Source organism: Actinomadura sp. NPDC049753 (assembly GCF_040674655.1).
GTDB lineage: Bacteria > Actinomycetota > Actinomycetes > Streptosporangiales > Streptosporangiaceae > Spirillospora > Spirillospora verrucosospora.
Genome location: NZ_JBFARL010000027.1, coordinates 14,006 through 32,153, shown reverse-complemented (window position 1 = coordinate 32,153; position 18,148 = coordinate 14,006). Strand labels below are relative to the sequence as shown.

Here is an 18,148-nt window from a genome sequence, read left to right as displayed (position 1 = left end):
GCGGGACCGCCTCCGCGCGCTCCCCGGCAGAAGGAGGGGTCTTGCGGGCTGTCCACCGAAGGCTGCTGCTCGTCGGCTCGGTCGCGGCGTGCCTCGGCGCCGCCGCGGCGTTCCCGGTGCTCGCCGACGACGCGTCGTCCCTGGTGAAGGTGACGGCGGCGGAAGGCACCCCGGTGCCCGGCCGGTACATCGTCACCCTGAAGTCCGGAGCGTCCACCGACGCCGCCGCCAAGAACGTCAAGGCGACGGGCGTCCGGCGCTTCGACGGCGTCCTCAACGGATTCGCCGCGCGGCTGAACGGCGACCAGCTGAACAAGCTGCGCCGCGACGACCGCGTCGCCGCGATCGAGCAGGACCAGATCGTCAAGGCCACCACGACGCAGCGCGCACCGCTGCCCTGGGGGCTCGACCGCATCGACCAGCGGTCGGCGAAGCTGTCCAAGACCTACACCTACAAGTCGTCCGGCAAGGGCGTGAACGCCTACGTCATCGACACCGGCCTGGATGTCAAGCACGCGGAGTTCGGCGGCCGCGCCTCGATCGCCTGGGCGGCGAGCAGGTTCAACGGCGACGGACGTGACTGCAACGGCCACGGCACCCACGTCGCGGGCATCATCGGCTCCAAGACCTACGGCGCCGCCAAGTCCGTGAAGCTGCGGGCCGTCCGCGTCCTCGACTGCAACGGCGAGGGCTCGATGTCGGACATCGTCGACGCCGCCAACTGGCTGCGCACCCACGCCGTCAAGCCGGCCGTGGCGAACATGTCCCTCGGCGGACCCAAGTCCACCGCGGTGAACACCGCCGTGACGAACCTGTCCAAGTCCGGGGTGTTCACCTCCGTCTCCGCCGGCAACGAGAACGCCGACGCGTGCAAGGTCTCGCCGGCCGGCGCGGGCTGGGTCATGGCGGTCGGCGCGACCACCAAGAGCGACACGCGCGCCTCGTTCTCCAACTGGGGCAAGTGCGTCGACATCAACGCCCCCGGCTACGGCATCTACTCGACCTGGCCCGGCAACCGCAGCAAGGCGCTCAGCGGCACCTCCATGGCCGCCCCCTACGTCAGCGGTGTCGCCGCCCTCTACCTGTCCACCCACCCGAAGGCCACCTTCCCGACGGTTCAGAAGGTGCTGAACGACAACTCCACCCACACCCTCAAGGGACTGCGTTCGCAGCCCAACAGGCTCCTGTGGAAGGGCAAGTTGTGAGTCCCGTCACGTAGGATGGCCCGGCTCCCAGCAAGGGAGCCGGGCATCTCGCGCCTTAGCCTCGTCCCACCACCGCAGGGGTTTACCCTTGGCGAGGCAGACGGCTCTTTAACGTTCATTGACCTTCGGCCATGACGAGAGGAGAACACGTGGAGACCCCCGCCTCCACCCGTCGGCACGCAGACCGCCGCCGTGGCCGGCGACGCGCCGCCGCGGCTCTCGTGGCCCTCGCCGCCGCGGTGCCCCTGGTCGCCTCCGCCACACCGTCCGCGGCCGCGCCGGCGTCCCTGCCCCTGGACCCGGGCGACAGCGGCAAGTTCGCGAAGCTGAACCGCCAGATCGAGCAGCTCGACAAGGAGTACGGCGGCGACCTCGCCAAGCTGAAGGACGCCGAGTACGCCGCGAAGAAGGCGCTGGACAAGTCCAACGATCTGCAGCGCGACCTCCAGGAGGCCCGCGGCGTCGTCGCCCAGCTCGCCGCGTCCCAGTACATGACGAACGGCGAGGATCCCACCGTCACCTTCCTGGCCGACGCGGACCCCTCCGACCTGCTCAGCAACGCCACCCTGGTCAGCCATCTCGCCCAGAACAAGGCGGGCAAGGTCGCCCAGATCCAGAAGCTCGTCAACGACCAGCTCGCGGCCCGCAAGGCGGCCCAGCAGAAGATGACGGAGCTGAACAAGGAGATCAAGGACCTGAAGCGGCGGAAGTCGCAGATCCAGTCCCTGGTCAAGAAGTACAAGCCCGAGTCCCCGAGCGTCGGCATGGGCGGCGTCACCCCGCGCATGCTCAAGGTGAAGAACACCCTCGACCTGGAGATGGGCCCCTTCCCCACGATCGGCTGCGTCCGGCAGACCGGCGACCCGCAGGACCACGGCACCGGCCACGCCTGCGACTTCATGGTGACCACGGGCGGCGTCATGGCCTCCGGCAGCGCCCAGTCCCTGGGCGACCGCACCGCCGCCTACGCCATCGCCCACGCGAGCGCCCTGGGCATCAAGTACATCATCTGGCGCCAACGCATCTACGACCTCCGCAGCCCCGGCTGGCGCGCCATGGAGAACCGAGGCGGCGTAACCGCCAACCACTACGACCACGTCCACATCTCGGTCTTCTAATAAGGGGACGAATAGCATCTGATGCGCTATTCGCACCGTTGAAGAAGGCGTTTGGCCTGGCCGGGAGTCCGCTTCTCACACCTCGCTCCAAGGCGGGATGGCGACTGTCCCCTGTCCTGTGACGTGGTATTTCTTGGATTTGAACCCATGGCTCTCGCATTGGATGCGGCCATCTCGCGTTAGATGCGAGGGGGTGTTGTGGGTGAGACGGGTCCCCATCGAGGGCGCTGCCCATCTGGTCCTTGCGGACGGCGTAGTGCCGCTGCATCCGGCCGATGCAGTGTTCGATGCGATGCTGGTGGGCTGGGAACGTCAGCAGCGCAGCAGACTGCTCGCGGCCTCGACGATCAAGTCACGAGTGGATCTGGTGCGGCGGTTCACGGCGTTCACCGGCACGTTCCCGTGGGAGTGGCTGCCGGGCGACGTCGAGGATTGGGCGACGGATTTGCTCTCGGCGCCCGGGCCGTTGCGGCACTCGACGGTCCGCACCTACCTGAACCAGATCGCGATGTTCTGCGACTTTCTCACCGACGCGCGCTACGGATGGGTTGAGCAGTGCCAGGAGCAGTTCGGGACCCACCCGGTGCAGATCTGCCACGAGGGCAACATGCCAGCCCATACCTCGCCCTATGAGGGCCGCCCGGAGGTACGGGCGCTGACCCGGGCAGAGCTGCAGGAGTTCTTCGACTTCGCCGACGAGCAGGTGCTGCGGGCTCGCGTGGCGGGCCGCAAGGGCTGGCTTCCGGCGTTCCGGGACGCGACTCTGTTCAAGGTCGTCTACGGGTGGGGGCTGCGGCGGCGGGAGGTCGCCAAACTGGACTTAGTGGACTTCTCTCGCAACCCCAAGGCGCCAGAGTTCGGCCGCTACGGAGCCTGTTACGTCCGTTACGGCAAGGCGACCAAGGGTTCGCCGCCGCGGCGGCGAACCGTGCTGACGGTCTGGGACTGGGCCGCCGAAGCGTTGGCGGAGTACGTCGAGGAAGTCCGCCCGCAGTTCGGCGTCGGCAAACGGCAGTTGCTCTGGCCGACTGAGCGCGGCGCCAGGATCAGCGGCCGCCACATCACCCGACGGTTCGCCGCTTACCGCGATGAGCTAGGTCTGGAGGAGGCGCTGCATCCGCACTGCCTGCGGCACTCATACATCACCCACCTGATCGAGGACGGCGCCGATCCGCACTTTGTGCAGCGGCAAGTGGGTCACGCCTGGGGTTCAACGACCTCGCTCTACACCCACGCTGGGTCGGACTTCATGAACCAGTCGCTTCGGGGCCTGCTCGATGCCGGGTTGGAAGGAGAGCACTGATGCGGATGGTCGGCTACAAGTGGCATCTACGTGAATTGATGGCCCGGCGCGGCATGTTCAACACCACCGACCTGGCGCCGCACCTAGCCGATCGCGGCATCGAACTGTCGGCCTCGCAGGTGCATCGGCTCGTCACCGGCACCCCCGAGCGGCTGAACCTGCAAGTCCTCGCAGCGCTCTGCGACATTCTGGATGCCGAGCCGGGCGAGCTGTTCGAGCCTTATGCGGTCGAGCGATCCCGCCGCAAGTCTGCGGACGCCGAGCTCGGACTGGCCCCAGGCGCAGGCTCGGGCGGGAGCCCTGAGATTCGCCGACCGCGCCGGGCCCGGATCCTGCCAGACGGGCCGTGACCAGGGAGTTCTCGTGAGTAGACGCTTGGCGGCCTGCGCTGAGTGCGGCCGTGTCCGGCAGGTCACCGGTCCCCGGGCCGATGGCGCACCGCTTTGCGGCGCCTGCTACCGCGATCACGCCCCGAGGGTGGTCTGTGACGGCTGTGGGGAGCTGGCGCCTCCGGCGGTCAAGGCGGGCGGCCGCTCGGGCAGCGATCAGTCACTCTGCCGGCGCTGCTACCGGGCGGTGCGGCCGCGCCGCCGCTGTGACGGTTGCGGCAACATCCGAGTGATCAACGCCCGCACCGCGGACGGCGAGTCCCTCTGTGTCACCTGCTACACACGCGCCCGGGCCCCGAAGGTTCACTGCGAATCCTGCGGAGAACTCACTACTCCCGCCGTTCGCGCTGGCGGCCGCTCAGGCAGCAGCCAAACACTTTGCTCGCGCTGTTACGAGCTGCCTCGCCGTCGATGCGGCCACTGCGGGCGGGTGCCGGGTTGAAACCGCTACGAGAAGCAATCGTGGCCACCGACAAACCCGAAGCGACCCTGAGCAACCTCGGGCGCAACCGGGCCAGTGACCTTCTGGCCCGCATCGCCTCCGGGCAGGCGTCTTTGTCTCACGCCACGCTCGACGAGCACGGCGACAACCGCTCAGTCCAGCACCTTCGCGCACTGCTGGTCTCCGCCGGAGCACTGCCCGCCCGCGACGAGCACCTGGTCCGCCTGGAGCACTTCGCCGCCAAGACCGCCCGCGGCGCCCACCCCGACGACCAACTCCTGCTGAGGCTGTTCGCCAACACCCACCTGCTGCGCCGACTCCGCAAGCGCCTGGCCGGGGCCGACCTGCCTGCCAACGCCGCCTATCGGGTCAGAGGCGAACTCACCGCCGCAGCCCGCTTCCTGGCTCACCTGCGCAGCCAGGGCCGCGACCTCACGTCCTGCCGCCAAGCCGACATCGACGCCTGCCTGACCAAACCCCGCCAGGGCGCATCCACCCGCCCGTTCCTGACCTGGGCCATCCGCCACCGCCACCTACCGCCGCTCACCATCCCCACTCCAGCCCGCAACGAGCCGAGCCAGTTCACCCCCGCCGACGCCCGCTGGGACCTGGCCCGCCGCATGCTCACCGACGACACCCTCGACACCGCCGATCGCGTCGCCGCATGCCTGGTACTGCTCTACGCCCAGCCCGTCACCCGGATCGTCACCCTCACCCGCAAGCACCTGCTCCACACTCCGGACGGGCGGACCCACCTGCGCCTCGGTCAGACCGACCTCGACCTACTCCCGCCACTAGATCACCTGATCACCCAGCTTCCCCTCCGGCCGCCCAGCGGCATCGCCGGCCAACTCCACCAAGTCCCATGGCTGTTTCCCGGCAAGAAGCCAGACAGACCCCTTCACCACAGGAGCCTGGCCCGCCGCCTCACCGCGATAGGCGTCGACCCCCGCCCCGACCGCAACAGCGCCCTGCTCGAATACGCCCGCCAGCTCCCACCGCCCGTGATCGGCAAGCTCCTCGGCCTTCACCCAGACACCACCGACCGTTGGGCCTCGATCGCCGGCGGCAAGTGGGCCCGCTACACCCCGCCCTCCCCCACCCGCGGCCGATGACCTGCCCGCCGCCCGGAACCGACCTTCGACCGGTGGTGTTGCGGCGACCAGGGCAACCCGGACAGTCGACTACGGCATGAGGCCCCACGACAAACAGGGAGCTTGACCATGGGCATCAAGAGGCTGTTCAACCGCTTCTTCGGGAGCAAGACCATCACCACCGCTCAGGACGAGGGCGGCGTCATCGTCGTCACGGGCAAGGCCCGGGTCGTCCGCCAGAAGCGCGGCCCCAACGGGCTGGTTCAGGAAGTCCGCGCCGGCAAGGGCAGCCGGACCATCATGGCCGGTGGTGACCTGCACATCGACGGCAGCTGATCCAAACCGCCGCCAAACACTGAGGGGACCCGGCGCAGGCCGGGCCCCCTCTTTCCGCCATCGAGCCGCCTGCACGGTGACCCGGCGAGCCTCCCGCGCACCCCGCCGGCCGGAAGGCGGATGACCGGCGGAGAACTCACACGAGGGGCGGCGCCCCTAGCCCTCGTCACACGTCTGCACTCAGCCTCCTCGCGGGCCAACCCACCAACCTAGAATTCACACACCTTGAATAAGACCCTCCGCCACTGCCGCACCCGGCTCTGACCAGACCCGCGGCTACCGGAATCTCCCGAGAGGGCACATCAGGGCAGCTGCTCGTCTTCACTCCAAAATGGCCGCTCATACGAATCGTCGTAGCGTTTCAGTACGCTGCCTTTGCTGGAGACCGGTCTGAGCCCGCGGCTCAGGGAGGGTGGGTATGGACCCACTCCCGGATACGTCTCGGAGTAGGCAGAATCCCGTGACCCCGCCCTCCCCCGGCCAATCGGCTGACGTCGCCATAGGTTGAGGGTCGGAGCCTGGGGCTTCGGTGCGCGAGGCGCGGGTCACCAGACTCCGAGCGCCATAACGTTCCATGAGAGACGAATGACGGGACGCGTCTGAAGGTACAACGGATCGAACTCCTCACTGTTGAATCGGAGGACCAGGCCCTCATACTCGTCCCGCTTCTCAACTGTGAGGGCCTCCAACTTGCGGAGCCTGCCAAGAGAAATGGCCTCTTCCCCACCTTCGAACATCGTCAGATACGCCTCGCCCGACATGGGGTCGAGCGAGAAGAGCACTTCGCGAGAACCCCGCCGCAGACGAAAGGACTGAAGCCCGACAGGCCAGGTCAGGTCCTCGTCCGCCGAGGTCGGTTCGTCCTCGAAGAGCGAGATCAGTTCCGCAAGCTCAGGCGTCTCCACATGACAGACGCTATAGCCGGACGCTGGGCAACGGCGGCACACTGGCCTTCGACCTGGCCGCCTACCTGGCGAGTACGCCAGCGTCCCATGGGAGCGGAGAAGCGTACGGCCCTCCGGTGAGGGAGGGCCGCTGCTTGGAAGGTCGGCGCGGGAAGAGCGCCGGCCCGAAGTGGGTGGATCAGCCTTCTCGGACGGTCACCGTGGCCGCGTAGTCCCCGGTGAACTGGTTCATGAACACGTCCGGACGGACGATGTACCCGGGAACGATCGTGTACTTGCCGTCCTCGCCGAAGCAGGCCTTGGCCTTCGCCAGAGCGACCTCCTCGATCCCGGCCGCGGTCTTGGCACGGACGGTGACGAGGATCGTGCGGCTGGGGCTGATCAGGCAGGCCAGCGCGAAGAGCCAGTGGGCCAGCGTTTTGCGCAGGGTGTGCATCAGGTTCTCCCGACACGTGAGGGGTGGTGCGACCGCGAGGCCGCATCACCGATTTGGTTTTTTGGCGTTTTCGGGGATGACAGTCCAGCCGGACCTGCTTTGGGCAAGCGCGGAACGCCGTTGGGTGGGGAGAACGGACCGATTCGTTCGGGCTGGGTGGGGCCGCCTGGGCTCGGTCTTCTAGGGTCGGGGGATGGGTGAAAAGCGGGAGCTTCCGCGGTATCGGGTTTTGACCGGGCCTGATGATGAGACGTTCTGCTGGCGGGTCAGCGAGGCCCTCGACCTGGGGTATGAGCTGCACGGGTCGCCGTCGGTGACGTTCAACGGGGATCGCGTCATCGTCGCTCAGGCGCTCACTCGGCGCCCGGAATAGCGGGCGGGTGACATGCGAAGGGCGCCCCCGGTTCGGGGGCGCCCTTCGGTGCTCGGGTCAGTCGGCGTAGGTGGGGAGCATGCGTTCGTGGGCCTCGCGGAGTTCGGAGAGGCCGATGCTGAACAGCTCCTGGTCGCCTTCGGGGCCGCGGCCCGTCACGTGCAGGGCGTCGCCGCCCGCCACGCCGATCTGGCTGACCGGGACGCCCGCCGACTCGCACAGGGCCGCGAGACGCGACTCGGCGCCCGGGCGGACGACGACCATGGCGCGGGCCACCGACTCGCTGAACAGCGCGACGAACGGGTCGCCGTGCAGGGTGATGCGGGCGCCGAGGCCGCCGCGCAGGCACGACTCCACCAGCGTCTGCGAGAGGCCGCCGTCGGAGAGGTCGTGCACGGCGTTGACCAGGCCGTCCCGGACGGCCGCGACCATGACGGACGCCAGGGCCGCCTCGGCCTTCAGGTCGACCAGCGGCGGCAGGCCGCCCAGGTGCCCGTAGACGACGTGCGCCCATTCCGAGCCGCCGAACTCCTCGCGGGTCTCGCCGAGGAGGGCGATCGTGGCGCCGTCGGTGGCCAGCGACATGTTCACCCGGCGGCGCACGTCGTCGTGGACGCCGAGGACGCCGATGACCGGGGTCGGGTTGATCGGGGTGGAGCCCGTCTGGTTGTAGAAGCTGACGTTGCCGCCCGTCACCGGGATGCCGAGGTACTGGCAGCCGTCCGCCAGACCCGTGACCGCCTGCGCGAACTGCCACATGACGCCCGGGTCCTCAGGGGAGCCGAAGTTCAGGCAGTTGGTGACGGCCAGGGGCCGCGCGCCGGTCGCGGCGACGTTGCGGAACGCCTCGGACAGCGCGAGCTGCGCGCCCGCGTACGGGTCGAGCCGGGTGTAGCGGCCGTTGCCGTCCAGGGACAGCGCGATGCCGAGGCCCGACTCGTCGTCGATGCGGACGACGCCGGCGTTCTCGGGCATCGCCATGACGGTGTTGCCCAGGACGTACCGGTCGTACTGGGAGGTCACCCACGTCTTGCCGGCGAGGTTCGGGGAGCCGGCCAGCCAGAGGACGGTCCGGCGCAGCTCGTCGCCGTTGGACGGGCGGGTGAGCCGGCCCGGGGTGTCGGACTGCAGGGCGCCGAGGTCGTGCGGGGGCGCCAGCGGACGGTTGTAGACGGGGCCCTCGTCGGCGGCCGTGACCGGCGGGATGTCGACGATCGTCTCGCCCCGCCACGTCATGACCAGCCGGCGGGTGTCGGTGACCGTCCCGATCACGGTGGCCGGGATCTCCCAGCGCGCGCAGATCTCCATGAAGCGCTCGACCTTGGCGGGCTCCACCACCGCCATCATGCGCTCCTGCGATTCGCTCATGAGGATCTCCTCAGGGCGGAGCGTCTCGTCGCGGAGCGGGACGGCGTCGAGGTCGACGTGCATGCCGCCGGTGCCGGCCGCGGCCAGCTCCGTCGTGGCGCACGAGACGCCGGCGGCGCCGAGGTCCTGGATGCCGACCACGAGGTCCTCGCGGAACAGCTCCAGGCAGCACTCGATGAGCAGCTTCTCCATGAACGGGTCGCCCACCTGGACCGACGGCCGCTTCTGGTGCGACTCCTCGTCGAAGGTGGCCGAGGCGAGGACGGACGCGCCGCCGATGCCGTCCGGGCCGGTCAGGGCGCCGAACAGGATCACCTGGTTGCCGGGGCCGGGGGCCACCGCGCGCTTGATGTCCTCGTGCTTCATCACGCCGACGCACAGGGCGTTCACGAGCGGGTTCTGCTCGTAGCAGGCGTCGAAGACCGTCTCGCCGCCGATGTTGGGCAGGCCGAGGGAGTTGCCGTAACCGCCCACGCCGGCGACGACGCCGGGCAGGACGCGCTGGGTGTCGGCGGCGTCAGCCGGGCCGAAGCGCAGGGAGTCCATGACGGCGATGGGGCGCGCCCCCATCGACATGATGTCGCGGACGATCCCGCCGACGCCGGTCGCGGCGCCCTGGTACGGCTCGACGTAGGACGGGTGGTTGTGCGACTCCACCTTGAAGGTGACCGCCCAGCCCTGGCCGATGTCCACGACACCGGCGTTCTCCCCCATGCCGACGAGGAGCTTGTCGGTCTTGGGGGCCTTGTCGCCGAACTGGCGCAGGTGCACCTTGGAGCTCTTGTAGGAGCAGTGCTCGCTCCACATGACGGAGTAGATCGCCAGCTCGGCCGAGGTGGGCCGGCGTCCCAGGATGTTGCGGACGCGCTGGTACTCCTCCTCGTTCATCCCCAGCTCGGCGTACGGCTGCGGACGCTCGGGAGACGCGGCGGCGACGGCGACCGTGTCCGTGCCCTGGTCGTAGCGCGCGGACGCCTCGATGGCGGGCTGGGGGCCGGTGCCGCGCCCGATGGCGGGCAGCGGACCCGTCCCCCGCCCGACGGCGGGCTGGGGCCCCGTGCCGGAGCCGATGGCGGGCTGCGGGCCGGTGCCGCGCCCGACGGCGGGCTGCGGACCCGTTCCGGAACCGACCGCGGGCAGCGGACCCGTTCCCGGACTGATCCTGGGCAGCGGGCCGGTTCCCGGGCGGACGGCGGGCAGGGGACCCGTGCCGAGGCCGACCGGGGGCTGGGGACCCGTGCCCTGGCCGATGGCGGGCAGCGGGCCGGTCGCCGGGCGCACGGTCGGCTGCGGGCCCGTGCCGCGCCCGACGGCGGGCTGCGGGCCCGTACCGGTGCCCACGGCGGGCTGAGGGCCCGTGCCCGGGCCCACCGGAGGAAGCGGGCCGGTGCCGGGGCCCTGCGCCAGCGGGCCCGTGTTCAGGTCGATGAGAGGCTGCGGGCCGGTGCCCGGACGGACGGCGGGCTGCGGGCCCGTACCGGTGCCCACGGCGGGCTGAGGGCCGGTGCCCTGGCCTACGGCGGGCTGAGGGCCCGTGCCGTGGCCGACCGCCGGCTGCGGGCCCGTGCCGGAACCGGCCACGGGCTGCGGGCCGGTGCCCGTGCCGCGGGCGGGCGGCGGCGCGGCGAAGGCGCTCAGGTCGGGAACGGTGAGCGACGGGTCCACGACGGTGGACGTGGGGTCGCCGCTGGAGCGCTCCTCTTCGAGGGCCCGCGCGAACTCCTGGTCAGGCACGCCTTGGGACGGCGCAGGGCCCGGGACGGGTTCGTCGTTCAGCACCGGGATGGGCCCGGTGAAGGGCCCGGGGGCCGGTTCGGCGGCCGGGTCGTCGGAGCCGGGCAGGGCGGGGGGCTGCTCCTCTTCGAGGATGGCCTTGAAGCCCTGCGTCACAGCGGGGTTGACGGGCTGGAGCTCCGGGTCGTCCGCGTCGGACTTGAGCTCGCCGAGCCACTCCATCGAGGGCTCGTCCTCGTCCCGCCTAGCCCTTCCGGAAGCGTGGGGCCGTTGCTCACTCATGCGTTGACCAGTCTCTTGACGATCGAGGTGAAGAAGCCGAGCCCGTCGGTGGACGGCCCGGTCAGCGACTCGACGGCGTGCTCGGGATGGGGCATGAGCCCGACCACGTTGCCGGCCTCGTTGCAGATCCCGGCGATGTCGTCCTGGGAGCCGTTCGGGTTCAGGTCGAGGTAGCGGGCGACGATGCGGCCGGAGTCGGCCAGTTCGAGCAGCGTCTCCCGGTCGGCGGTGTAGCGGCCGTCCCGGTTCTTCACCGGGATCACCAGTTCCTGGCCCTCCTGGTACTCGGAGGTCCAGGCGGTGTCGGCGTTCTCGACGCGCAGCCGCTGGTCGCGGCAGACGAAGTGCAGCCCCGCGTTCGGGAGCAGCGCGCCGGGCAGCAGGTGCGACTCGCACAGCACCTGGAACCCGTTGCAGATGCCGAGGACCGGCAGGCCGTCGCCGGCGGCGGCCACGACCTCGGACATCAGCGGCGCGAACCGGGCGATCGCCCCGGCCCTCAGGTAGTCCCCGTAGGAGAACCCGCCGGGCAGGACGACGGCGTCGACCCCCCGCAGGTCGTGGTCGCCGTGCCAGAGGGCGACCGGCTCCGCGCCGGCCAGCCGCACCGCGCGTGCGGCGTCCTTGTCGTCAAGGGAACCTGGGAAGGTGATGATCCCAACCCGGGCAGCGTCCATCTGTTCTGTTCCTCCGAAATGAGGTGCGGCCGAGACGATCGGGATCTCCTCCGCCGATCAACCCCGATGCGCGTCGCATTCCCCCGCGCGCAGGTCCCAATCTACCCGGCGTTGGGAATGAGGCTGCGGTCGAGGCGCCGGACCAGCGCCCCGTCCCTCCAGGTCAGCCGCTTTCGCAGGTGAACGACGGTGCCGCGGTCGGGTGCGGAGTCGATGTTCAGGTCGTCCACCAGCGCGCGCATGAGCCCGATCCCGCGCCCCGACTCGCTCAGCGGCCCGGGCTCGGGCGGGGCGGACCGCAGCCCGCGTCCCCAGTCCATGATCTTGAGCCGGCAGGTGCCGCCGTCGTCCACGTGCCCCGTCACCTCGTAGTCGCCGTTCGCGCGGGCGTGCTCGATGACGTTCGTGCACGCCTCGGAGATCGCGACCAGCAGGTCGTCGACGCAGTCCTCGGCGACGCCGAGCCCGCGCAGGGCGTCGCCCGTCACCCGCCGGACCACCGGGATGCTCAGCGCGTCGCGCGGCAGCGCGAGCGAGAACCTCATATCCACCCGGACACCTCGTGTCATGCTCCGGGCGTCCCGACCGTGCCCCCGGTCCCGGAGCGTGCTCGACGACTCAACGCAGCTAACACTTCCCCGGAGGAAACTTCCGTAATCGCCACAGTCGCGGGCCCGCGGATTGGAACGGGCCATGTCGCGACCGGAAACCGAGCGGTGTTCTACCGCCGGTCCGGGCGGCGGGCCGGTCCCGGCCGCGCGCCCGGGCGGTTACAGAACGTGAACCTCGTAGTTCTCGATGACCGGGTTCGCCAGCAGCGTCTCGGCGATCTTGGCGACCTTCTCCAGGGCCGCCTCGTCGGCGTCCCCCTCCAGCTCCACCTCGAACCGCTTGCCCTGCCGGACGGCCACGACCCCGTCGAACCCCATCTGCGGCAGCTTGCGGGCGATCGCCTGCCCCTGCGGGTCGAGGATCTCCGGCTTGAGCATGACGTCCACGACGACACGCGCCACGGTCGCCCCCTCACTGATCTGCGCTTTTGCTTACGATCCTGAAGCGTACGGCACCATGGCCCATCACGAGCCATCAGCACCCCCGGAGCCAGCCGATGAACATCGAGGACCTCACCCCCGTGGAGCGCCGCCTCTGGAAGGCGTTCCCCAAGGGGGAATCCGTCGACCTGTCGGTCGGCGACCAGGCGATGGACGACATCACGCGCTCCGACCGGTGGGGACGTGACCGGATGGTCAGGGCGGAGGTCCTCGTCGCGCTGCTCGTGGGCGCGGTGGAGCCCGAACCCGGCCAGGTCGCCGCCGTGCGGCTCGGCGGCGCCCGCATCACCGGCGCGCTGAACCTCGGGCACGCGGAGGTCCAGGTCCCGCTGGCGCTCACCGGCTGCGACTTCGACGAGGCGCCGCACCTGTACTGGGCGAGCATGAACAGCGTCCACCTGATGCGCTGCCGGCTGCCCGGCCTGATCGCCTCCGGCACGCGGGTGGACGGCCACCTGTGGCTGGAGGGCAGCCGCATCAACGGCGGCCTGTGGCTGGACGGGGCGAACATCACCGGCATCCTCAACCTGTCGGGCGTGCACCTGTCCAACCCGGGCGGGGACGCGATGCTCGCCGACCGCCTCTCGGTCGAGGCGAACGTCTACTGCGACCAGGGGTTCGCCGCCAACGGCGAGGTCCGCCTGCCGGGGGCCCGCGTCGGCGGCCAGCTGATCTTCCGGGGCGCGCGGCTGCACAACCCGTCCGGCGCGGCCCTGTACGCCAGCCGCCTGGACGTGGCCGCGAACGTGTTCTGCGACGGCGGGTTCAGCGCCGAGGGCGAGGTCCGGCTGCGCGGCGCCCGCGTCGGCGGCTACCTGTCGTTCGTCGGCGCCCGTCTGGCCGCCCCCAAGCGGACCGCCCTGAACGCCGACGACCTGGCCGTCGAGACCGACGTCTACTGCTCGGACGGGTTCACCGCCGTCGGCGCCGTCAGCTTCTCCGGGGCCCGCGTCACCGGGCAGCTCAGCCTGCGCGACGCGCGCCTGTTCCACGACGAGGGGACCGCGCTCGGCCTGCAGCGCCTCCAGGCCGAGGAACTGCTGATGCGCACCGCCGAGCCGATCAAGGGGACCGCGGACCTGTCCTACGCGCGCATCAACCTGCTGCGCGACGACGCCGCGTCCTGGCCGGAGCGCCTCCAGCTCGACGGCCTCCAGTACGAGACCCTCGAACCGCCGCTCACCGCCCGCGAGCGGCTGGCGTGGCTGCGCCGCGACACCGACGGCTACGCCCCGCAGCCCTACGAGCGGCTCGCGCAGACCTACCGCTCCCTCGGCCTGGACGCCGACGGCCGCTCCGTCCTGCTCGCCAAGGCCCGGGACCGGCGCCGGACGCAGGGCCTCCCCCGCAAGATCGTCGGCTGGTTCCAGGACGTGCTGGTCGGCTACGGCTACCGCCCGTTCCGCGCCGCGAGCTGGCTGGTCGGCCTGCTCGCCTTCGGGACGATCGTCTTCTCGATCCACCGGCCGGACGTCCTGGACGACGGCCACAAGCCGCACTTCAACGCGTTCTTCTACACACTCGACCTCCTCCTGCCGATCGGCAGCCTCGGCCAGGAGATGGAGTTCGCGCCCAAGGGCGTCTACCAGTGGATCGCCAACTTCATCGTCGCGGCGGGCCTGCTCCTCGGCCTGACGGTCGCGGCCGGCGCCACGAGGGCGCTCTCCCGGGAGTAGCGGGGCAGGCGTCCAGGGCATAGGGGCATAGGGGCATAACGTGCGTCACGTCCGGATCGCGGGGTAGGGGCCGGGGGTAGGACCTCCGGTGGCGGGAGTCGCATCGCGGTGGCGGGGGCTTGCATCGCAGGGTGTGATGTCTGCCACGATGGCGTTGCGGCTTTTGTCCCTTACCGGGGGCGGGCCGTCGACATCGGCCGACCGCGCGGCGACCCCGCGCGACGGCCCCGAACGAGGAGTGTCATCGATGACGATCGACTCCGTGCGCGGCGCGCCCGACACCCCGAAGGCCGCCGAGCCCGAACTCGTCCAGCTGCTCACCCCCGAGGGCGAGCGGATCGAGCACCCGGACTACCCGCTCGACCTCGGCGCCGAGGACGTGCGCGGCCTGTACCGCGACCTGGTGATCGTGCGGCGGATCGACCAGGAGGCCGTGGCCCTCACCCGGCAGGGCGAGCTCGGCCTCTGGGCGTCGCTGCTCGGGCAGGAGGCGGCGCAGATCGGGTCCGGGCGGGCGGCGTCCGCCAACGACATGGTGTTCCCGACGTACCGGGAGCACGGCGTCGCCTGGTGCCGGGACGTGGAGCCGCTGAAGCTGCTCGGCATGTTCCGGGGCATCAACCACGGCGGGTGGGACCCGAAGGAGCACGGCTTCCACCTGTACACCGTCGTGATCGGCAGCCAGACGCTGCACGCGACCGGATACGCGATGGGCGTCCAGAGGGACGGCGTGCTCGGCACCCCGTCCGCCGGCGCCACGATCGCCTACTTCGGGGACGGAGCGACGTCCCAGGGCGACGTGAACGAATCCTTCGTTTTCGCCTCGGTCTTCAACGCGCCGATCGTGTTCTTCTGCCAGAACAACCAGTGGGCCATCTCCGAGCCCCTCGAACGGCAGTCCAGGATCCCTCTCTACAAGCGCGCGCAGGGTTTCGGCTTCCCGGGCATCCGCGTGGACGGCAACGACGTGTTCGCCTGTCTGGCCGTCACCAAGAAGGCCTTGGAGAACGCCAGGACAGGCCAGGGCCCCACGCTCGTCGAGGCGTACACCTACCGGATGGGCGCCCACACCACGACCGACGACCCCACGCGCTACCGGCTGAAGACCGAGGAAGAGGCATGGAAGCTCAAGGACCCGATCGAGCGCGTCAAGGCGTACCTGGTGCGCGGCGACATGGCCGACGCGGGGTTCTTCCAGAAGGTGGAGGACGAGGCCAAGCAGATCACCAGGGAGCTGCGTGAGGCGTGCCTGGCGCTTCCCGACCCCGAGCCCCTGTCGATGTTCGACCACGTGTATGGGGAAGAGCATCCGCTGATGACCGAGGAGCAGGAGCAGTTCGCCGCCTACCTGGCGTCGTTCGAGGAGGAGGCGAAGTGAGCACCCTGACCCTCGGCAAGGCCCTCAATGTGGGCCTGCGCAAAGCCATGGAGAACGACCCCAAGGTCCTGGTCATGGGCGAGGACGTCGGCAAGCTCGGCGGCGTCTTCCGCATCACCGACGGCCTGCAGAAGGACTTCGGCGAGGAGCGGGTCATCGACACCCCGCTCGCCGAGTCCGGCATCGTCGGGACGGCGATCGGGCTGGCGCTGCGCGGCTACCGGCCCGTGGTGGAGATCCAGTTCGACGGGTTCGTGTTCCCCGCCGCCGACCAGATCATCACGCAGCTGGCGAAGATGCGGATGCGCTCGCTCGGCGCGCTGGAGCTGCCGGTCGTCGTCCGGATCCCGTGCGGCGGCGGCATCGGCGCGGTCGAGCACCACTCCGAGTCGCCCGAGGCGTACTTCACGCACACCGCCGGGCTGCGCGTGGTGGCGTGCTCGAACCCGCTGGACGCCTACTCGATGATCCAGCAGTCGATCGCGTCCCCCGACCCGGTGGTCTTCTTCGAGCCGAAGCGCCGCTACTGGGACAAGGCGGAGGTCGACACCGACTCCGACCCGGCCGACTGGACGCCGCTGCACCGGGCCGCGGTCGTGCGGCCGGGCGAGCACGCGACGCTGCTCGCCTACGGGCCGGCGGTGAAGACGTGCCTGGAGGCGGCCGGGGCCGCCGCCGAGGAGGGGCGGGAGCTGGAGGTCATCGACCTGCGCTCGCTGAACCCGCTCGACATCGGCACGGTGACCGACTCGGTGAACCGGACGGGACGCTGCGTCGTCGTCCACGAGGCCCCGGTGTTCAACGGGTACGGCGCCGAGCTGGCCGCCCGGATCACCGAGAAGTGCTTCTACCGGCTGGAGTCGCCGGTGCTGCGCGTCGGCGGGTTCTCCACCCCGTACCCGCCGTCCCGCATCGAGGACCATTACCTGCCCGACCTCGACCGCATCCTGGACGCGGTCGACCGGACCTTCGCGTGGTGACGCCGGTGAGCCAGCCCAAACTGTTCAAACTGCCCGACGTGGGCGAGGGCCTGACCGAGGCCGAGATCGTCAAGTGGCACGTCCAGCCCGGCGACACCGTCGAGGTGAACCAGACCATCGTCGAGATCGAGACGGCGAAGGCGATCGTGGAGCTGCCCTGCCCGTTCGAGGGCGTGGTGACCGAGCTGCTGGTCACCGAGGGGCAGACCGTGGACGTCGGGGTCCCGATCATCGCGGTGGACCCCGGCGGCGAGGGCGGCGTGGCGACGCCGGTGTCCGAGCCCCCGGCGCAGGCGGCCGCGCTCCGCGAGGAGGGCGTCCCGACCGTCAACGAGCCCGGCATGGTGTCGCCGCAGGAGTCGCCGAAGCGCACGCCCGTCCTCGTCGGCTACGGCGTCAAGGAGGGGACGACCAGGCGCCGTCCCCGCAGGTCCGCCAACGGCGCGGCGTCCGCGGCTCCGGCCGCCCCGGCGCCCGCGCCCGCCCCGCAAGCGCCGCCGGCGCCTCGTCCGAGCCCTTCGGGGGACGGGCTGCCGCTGGCCAAGCCGCCCGTACGCAAGATGGCCAGGGATCTCGGGGTGGACCTCACGTCCATCACGGGGTCGGGCCCGCAGGGATCGATCACGCGCGAGGACGTCCTCGCCGCGCGGTCCGGGGCCGAGGCTCCCGCCGCGCCCGTCCAGGCGGGCCCGCGCGAGGAGCGGATCCCCGTCAAGGGCGTCCGCAAGGCGACCGCGGCGGCGATGTCCGGTTCGGCGTTCACCGCCCCGCACGTCACCGAGTTCCTCCAGGTGGACGTGACGCGGACGATGGAGACCGTCAAGCGGCTCCGCGAGCTGCCCGAGTTCGCGGACGTGAAGGTGTCGCCGCTGCTGCTGGTGGCGCGCGCGCTGCTCACGGCCGTGGCGCGCAACCCGATGGTGAACTCCACGTGGGCGGACGGCCCGGACGGCGCGGAGATCGTCGTCAAGCGCTACGTGAACCTGGGGATCGCGGCGGCCACCGAGCGCGGCCTCATCGTCCCCAAGGTGAAGGACGCGCACGAGCTCGACCTGCCGGGCCTCGCGCGGGCTCTGAACGAGCTGGCGGCGAAGGCCCGCGCGGGCAAGGCGTCCCCCGCCGACCTGTCCGACGGGACGATCACGATCACGAACGTGGGCGTGTTCGGGGTGGACGCCGGAACCCCGATCCTCACCCCGGGCGAGGCCGCGATCCTGGCGTTCGGCCAGGTCCGGGACATGCCGTGGGTGCACGAGGGCGAACTGGCGATCCGCAAGGTGACCACGCTGGCGCTCTCGTTCGACCACCGCATCGTGGACGGCGAACTGGGCTCCCGCGTCCTGCGCGACGTCGGGGACATGCTCGAAGACCCGATCCGCATGCTCGCCTGGAGCCGCTGA

General features: G+C 70.6%; 17 protein-coding genes. 11 read left to right on the top strand and 6 right to left on the bottom strand.

Annotated features, from left to right (window positions below; translation table 11 throughout):
* The first annotated feature begins 41 nt into the window (after positions 1 to 41).
* From AB0K37_RS10420 to AB0K37_RS10395, 6 genes are all read left to right on the top strand, one after another.
* Complete coding sequence (locus AB0K37_RS10420; RefSeq protein ID WP_363977824.1) at positions 42 to 1,205, top strand: S8 family peptidase; 1,164 nt, start codon at positions 42 to 44, stop codon at positions 1,203 to 1,205.
* A 149-nt stretch (positions 1,206 to 1,354) separates the two neighbouring features.
* On the top strand, positions 1,355 to 2,323 hold the full coding sequence (locus AB0K37_RS10415; protein WP_363977822.1) for a hypothetical protein: 969 nt from the start codon (positions 1,355 to 1,357) through the stop codon (positions 2,321 to 2,323).
* Between the two features lie 202 nt (positions 2,324 to 2,525).
* The gene (locus AB0K37_RS10410; RefSeq protein ID WP_363977819.1) at positions 2,526 to 3,626 is read left to right on the top strand and encodes a tyrosine-type recombinase/integrase; all 1,101 of its coding nucleotides are present in this window, start codon (positions 2,526 to 2,528) and stop codon (positions 3,624 to 3,626) included.
* On the top strand, positions 3,626 to 3,976 hold the full coding sequence (locus tag AB0K37_RS10405; protein WP_363977816.1) for a helix-turn-helix transcriptional regulator: 351 nt from the start codon (positions 3,626 to 3,628) through the stop codon (positions 3,974 to 3,976). The genes AB0K37_RS10410 and AB0K37_RS10405 overlap by 1 nt, the downstream gene beginning before the upstream one ends.
* 501 nt (positions 3,977 to 4,477) lie before the next feature.
* Complete coding sequence (locus AB0K37_RS10400) at positions 4,478 to 5,572, top strand: hypothetical protein (RefSeq protein ID WP_363977814.1); 1,095 nt, start codon at positions 4,478 to 4,480, stop codon at positions 5,570 to 5,572.
* 108 nt (positions 5,573 to 5,680) lie between these two features.
* Positions 5,681 to 5,887: a hypothetical protein gene (locus AB0K37_RS10395; protein WP_363977811.1), complete on the top strand. Its 207-nt coding sequence runs from the start codon at positions 5,681 to 5,683 to the stop codon at positions 5,885 to 5,887.
* A 545-nt stretch (positions 5,888 to 6,432) separates the two neighbouring features.
* Here the strand turns inward: AB0K37_RS10395 and AB0K37_RS10390 are convergent.
* Both AB0K37_RS10390 and AB0K37_RS10385 read right to left on the bottom strand, forming a co-directional pair.
* Positions 6,433 to 6,792, bottom strand: a complete 360-nt coding sequence (locus AB0K37_RS10390) for a hypothetical protein (RefSeq protein ID WP_363977808.1) — start codon at positions 6,790 to 6,792, stop codon at positions 6,433 to 6,435.
* A gap of 178 nt (positions 6,793 to 6,970) precedes the next feature.
* The gene (locus tag AB0K37_RS10385; protein ID WP_363977805.1) at positions 6,971 to 7,228 is read right to left on the bottom strand and encodes a hypothetical protein; all 258 of its coding nucleotides are present in this window, start codon (positions 7,226 to 7,228) and stop codon (positions 6,971 to 6,973) included.
* A 193-nt stretch (positions 7,229 to 7,421) separates the two neighbouring features.
* On the opposite strand from AB0K37_RS10385, the gene AB0K37_RS10380 reads away from it, so the two are divergent.
* Entirely contained in the window at positions 7,422 to 7,601 is a 180-nt protein-coding gene (locus AB0K37_RS10380; RefSeq protein WP_363977803.1) for a DUF1737 domain-containing protein, read from the top strand.
* Between the two features lie 57 nt (positions 7,602 to 7,658).
* Here AB0K37_RS10380 and purL read toward each other — a convergent pair whose 3' ends face one another.
* From purL to purS, 4 genes are all read right to left on the bottom strand, one after another.
* The gene (gene purL, locus AB0K37_RS10375; RefSeq protein WP_363977911.1) at positions 7,659 to 9,950 is read right to left on the bottom strand and encodes a phosphoribosylformylglycinamidine synthase subunit PurL; all 2,292 of its coding nucleotides are present in this window, start codon (positions 9,948 to 9,950) and stop codon (positions 7,659 to 7,661) included.
* A gap of 1,031 nt (positions 9,951 to 10,981) precedes the next feature.
* Complete coding sequence (purQ, locus tag AB0K37_RS10370) at positions 10,982 to 11,662, bottom strand: phosphoribosylformylglycinamidine synthase subunit PurQ (protein WP_363977800.1); 681 nt, start codon at positions 11,660 to 11,662, stop codon at positions 10,982 to 10,984.
* Positions 11,663 to 11,763: 101 nt separating this feature from the next.
* Positions 11,764 to 12,207 carry an ATP-binding protein gene (locus AB0K37_RS10365; RefSeq protein WP_363977908.1) on the bottom strand — a complete coding sequence of 148 codons (444 nt, stop codon included), beginning with the start codon at positions 12,205 to 12,207 and terminating at the stop codon, positions 11,764 to 11,766.
* Positions 12,208 to 12,432: 225 nt separating this feature from the next.
* The gene (purS, locus tag AB0K37_RS10360) at positions 12,433 to 12,675 is read right to left on the bottom strand and encodes a phosphoribosylformylglycinamidine synthase subunit PurS (protein ID WP_363977797.1); all 243 of its coding nucleotides are present in this window, start codon (positions 12,673 to 12,675) and stop codon (positions 12,433 to 12,435) included.
* Positions 12,676 to 12,770: 95 nt separating this feature from the next.
* On the opposite strand from purS, the gene AB0K37_RS10355 reads away from it, so the two are divergent.
* The 4 genes from AB0K37_RS10355 to AB0K37_RS10340 all read left to right on the top strand — a co-directional run bounded on the left by AB0K37_RS10355 (position 12,771) and on the right by AB0K37_RS10340 (position 18,148).
* Positions 12,771 to 14,390: a hypothetical protein gene (locus AB0K37_RS10355; RefSeq protein ID WP_363977794.1), complete on the top strand. Its 1,620-nt coding sequence runs from the start codon at positions 12,771 to 12,773 to the stop codon at positions 14,388 to 14,390.
* A 247-nt stretch (positions 14,391 to 14,637) separates the two neighbouring features.
* Positions 14,638 to 15,768, top strand: a complete 1,131-nt coding sequence (gene pdhA, locus AB0K37_RS10350; RefSeq protein WP_360358564.1) for a pyruvate dehydrogenase (acetyl-transferring) E1 component subunit alpha — start codon at positions 14,638 to 14,640, stop codon at positions 15,766 to 15,768.
* A complete protein-coding gene (locus AB0K37_RS10345; protein ID WP_363977791.1) occupies positions 15,765 to 16,748 on the top strand; it encodes an alpha-ketoacid dehydrogenase subunit beta in 984 nt (327 codons plus the stop codon). The genes pdhA and AB0K37_RS10345 overlap by 4 nt, the downstream gene beginning before the upstream one ends.
* Before the next feature lie 5 nt (positions 16,749 to 16,753).
* The gene (locus AB0K37_RS10340; protein ID WP_363977788.1) at positions 16,754 to 18,148 is read left to right on the top strand and encodes a dihydrolipoamide acetyltransferase family protein; all 1,395 of its coding nucleotides are present in this window, start codon (positions 16,754 to 16,756) and stop codon (positions 18,146 to 18,148) included.

What these genes read in the sequence shown, in the direction of transcription:
- AB0K37_RS10405 (WP_363977816.1), top strand. Translation starts at nt 3,626, where the DNA reads ATGCGGATGGTCGGCTACAAGTGGCATCTACGTGAATTGATGGCCCGG.
- AB0K37_RS10395 (WP_363977811.1), top strand. Translation starts at nt 5,681, where the DNA reads ATGGGCATCAAGAGGCTGTTCAACCGCTTCTTCGGGAGCAAGACCATC.
- AB0K37_RS10385 (WP_363977805.1), bottom strand. Translation starts at nt 7,228, where the DNA reads ATGCACACCCTGCGCAAAACGCTGGCCCACTGGCTCTTCGCGCTGGCC.
- AB0K37_RS10380 (WP_363977803.1), top strand. Translation starts at nt 7,422, where the DNA reads ATGGGTGAAAAGCGGGAGCTTCCGCGGTATCGGGTTTTGACCGGGCCT.
- purQ (WP_363977800.1), bottom strand. Translation starts at nt 11,662, where the DNA reads ATGGACGCTGCCCGGGTTGGGATCATCACCTTCCCAGGTTCCCTTGAC.
- AB0K37_RS10365 (WP_363977908.1), bottom strand. Translation starts at nt 12,207, where the DNA reads ATGAGGTTCTCGCTCGCGCTGCCGCGCGACGCGCTGAGCATCCCGGTG.
- AB0K37_RS10355 (WP_363977794.1), top strand. Translation starts at nt 12,771, where the DNA reads ATGAACATCGAGGACCTCACCCCCGTGGAGCGCCGCCTCTGGAAGGCG.
- pdhA (WP_360358564.1), top strand. Translation starts at nt 14,638, where the DNA reads ATGACGATCGACTCCGTGCGCGGCGCGCCCGACACCCCGAAGGCCGCC.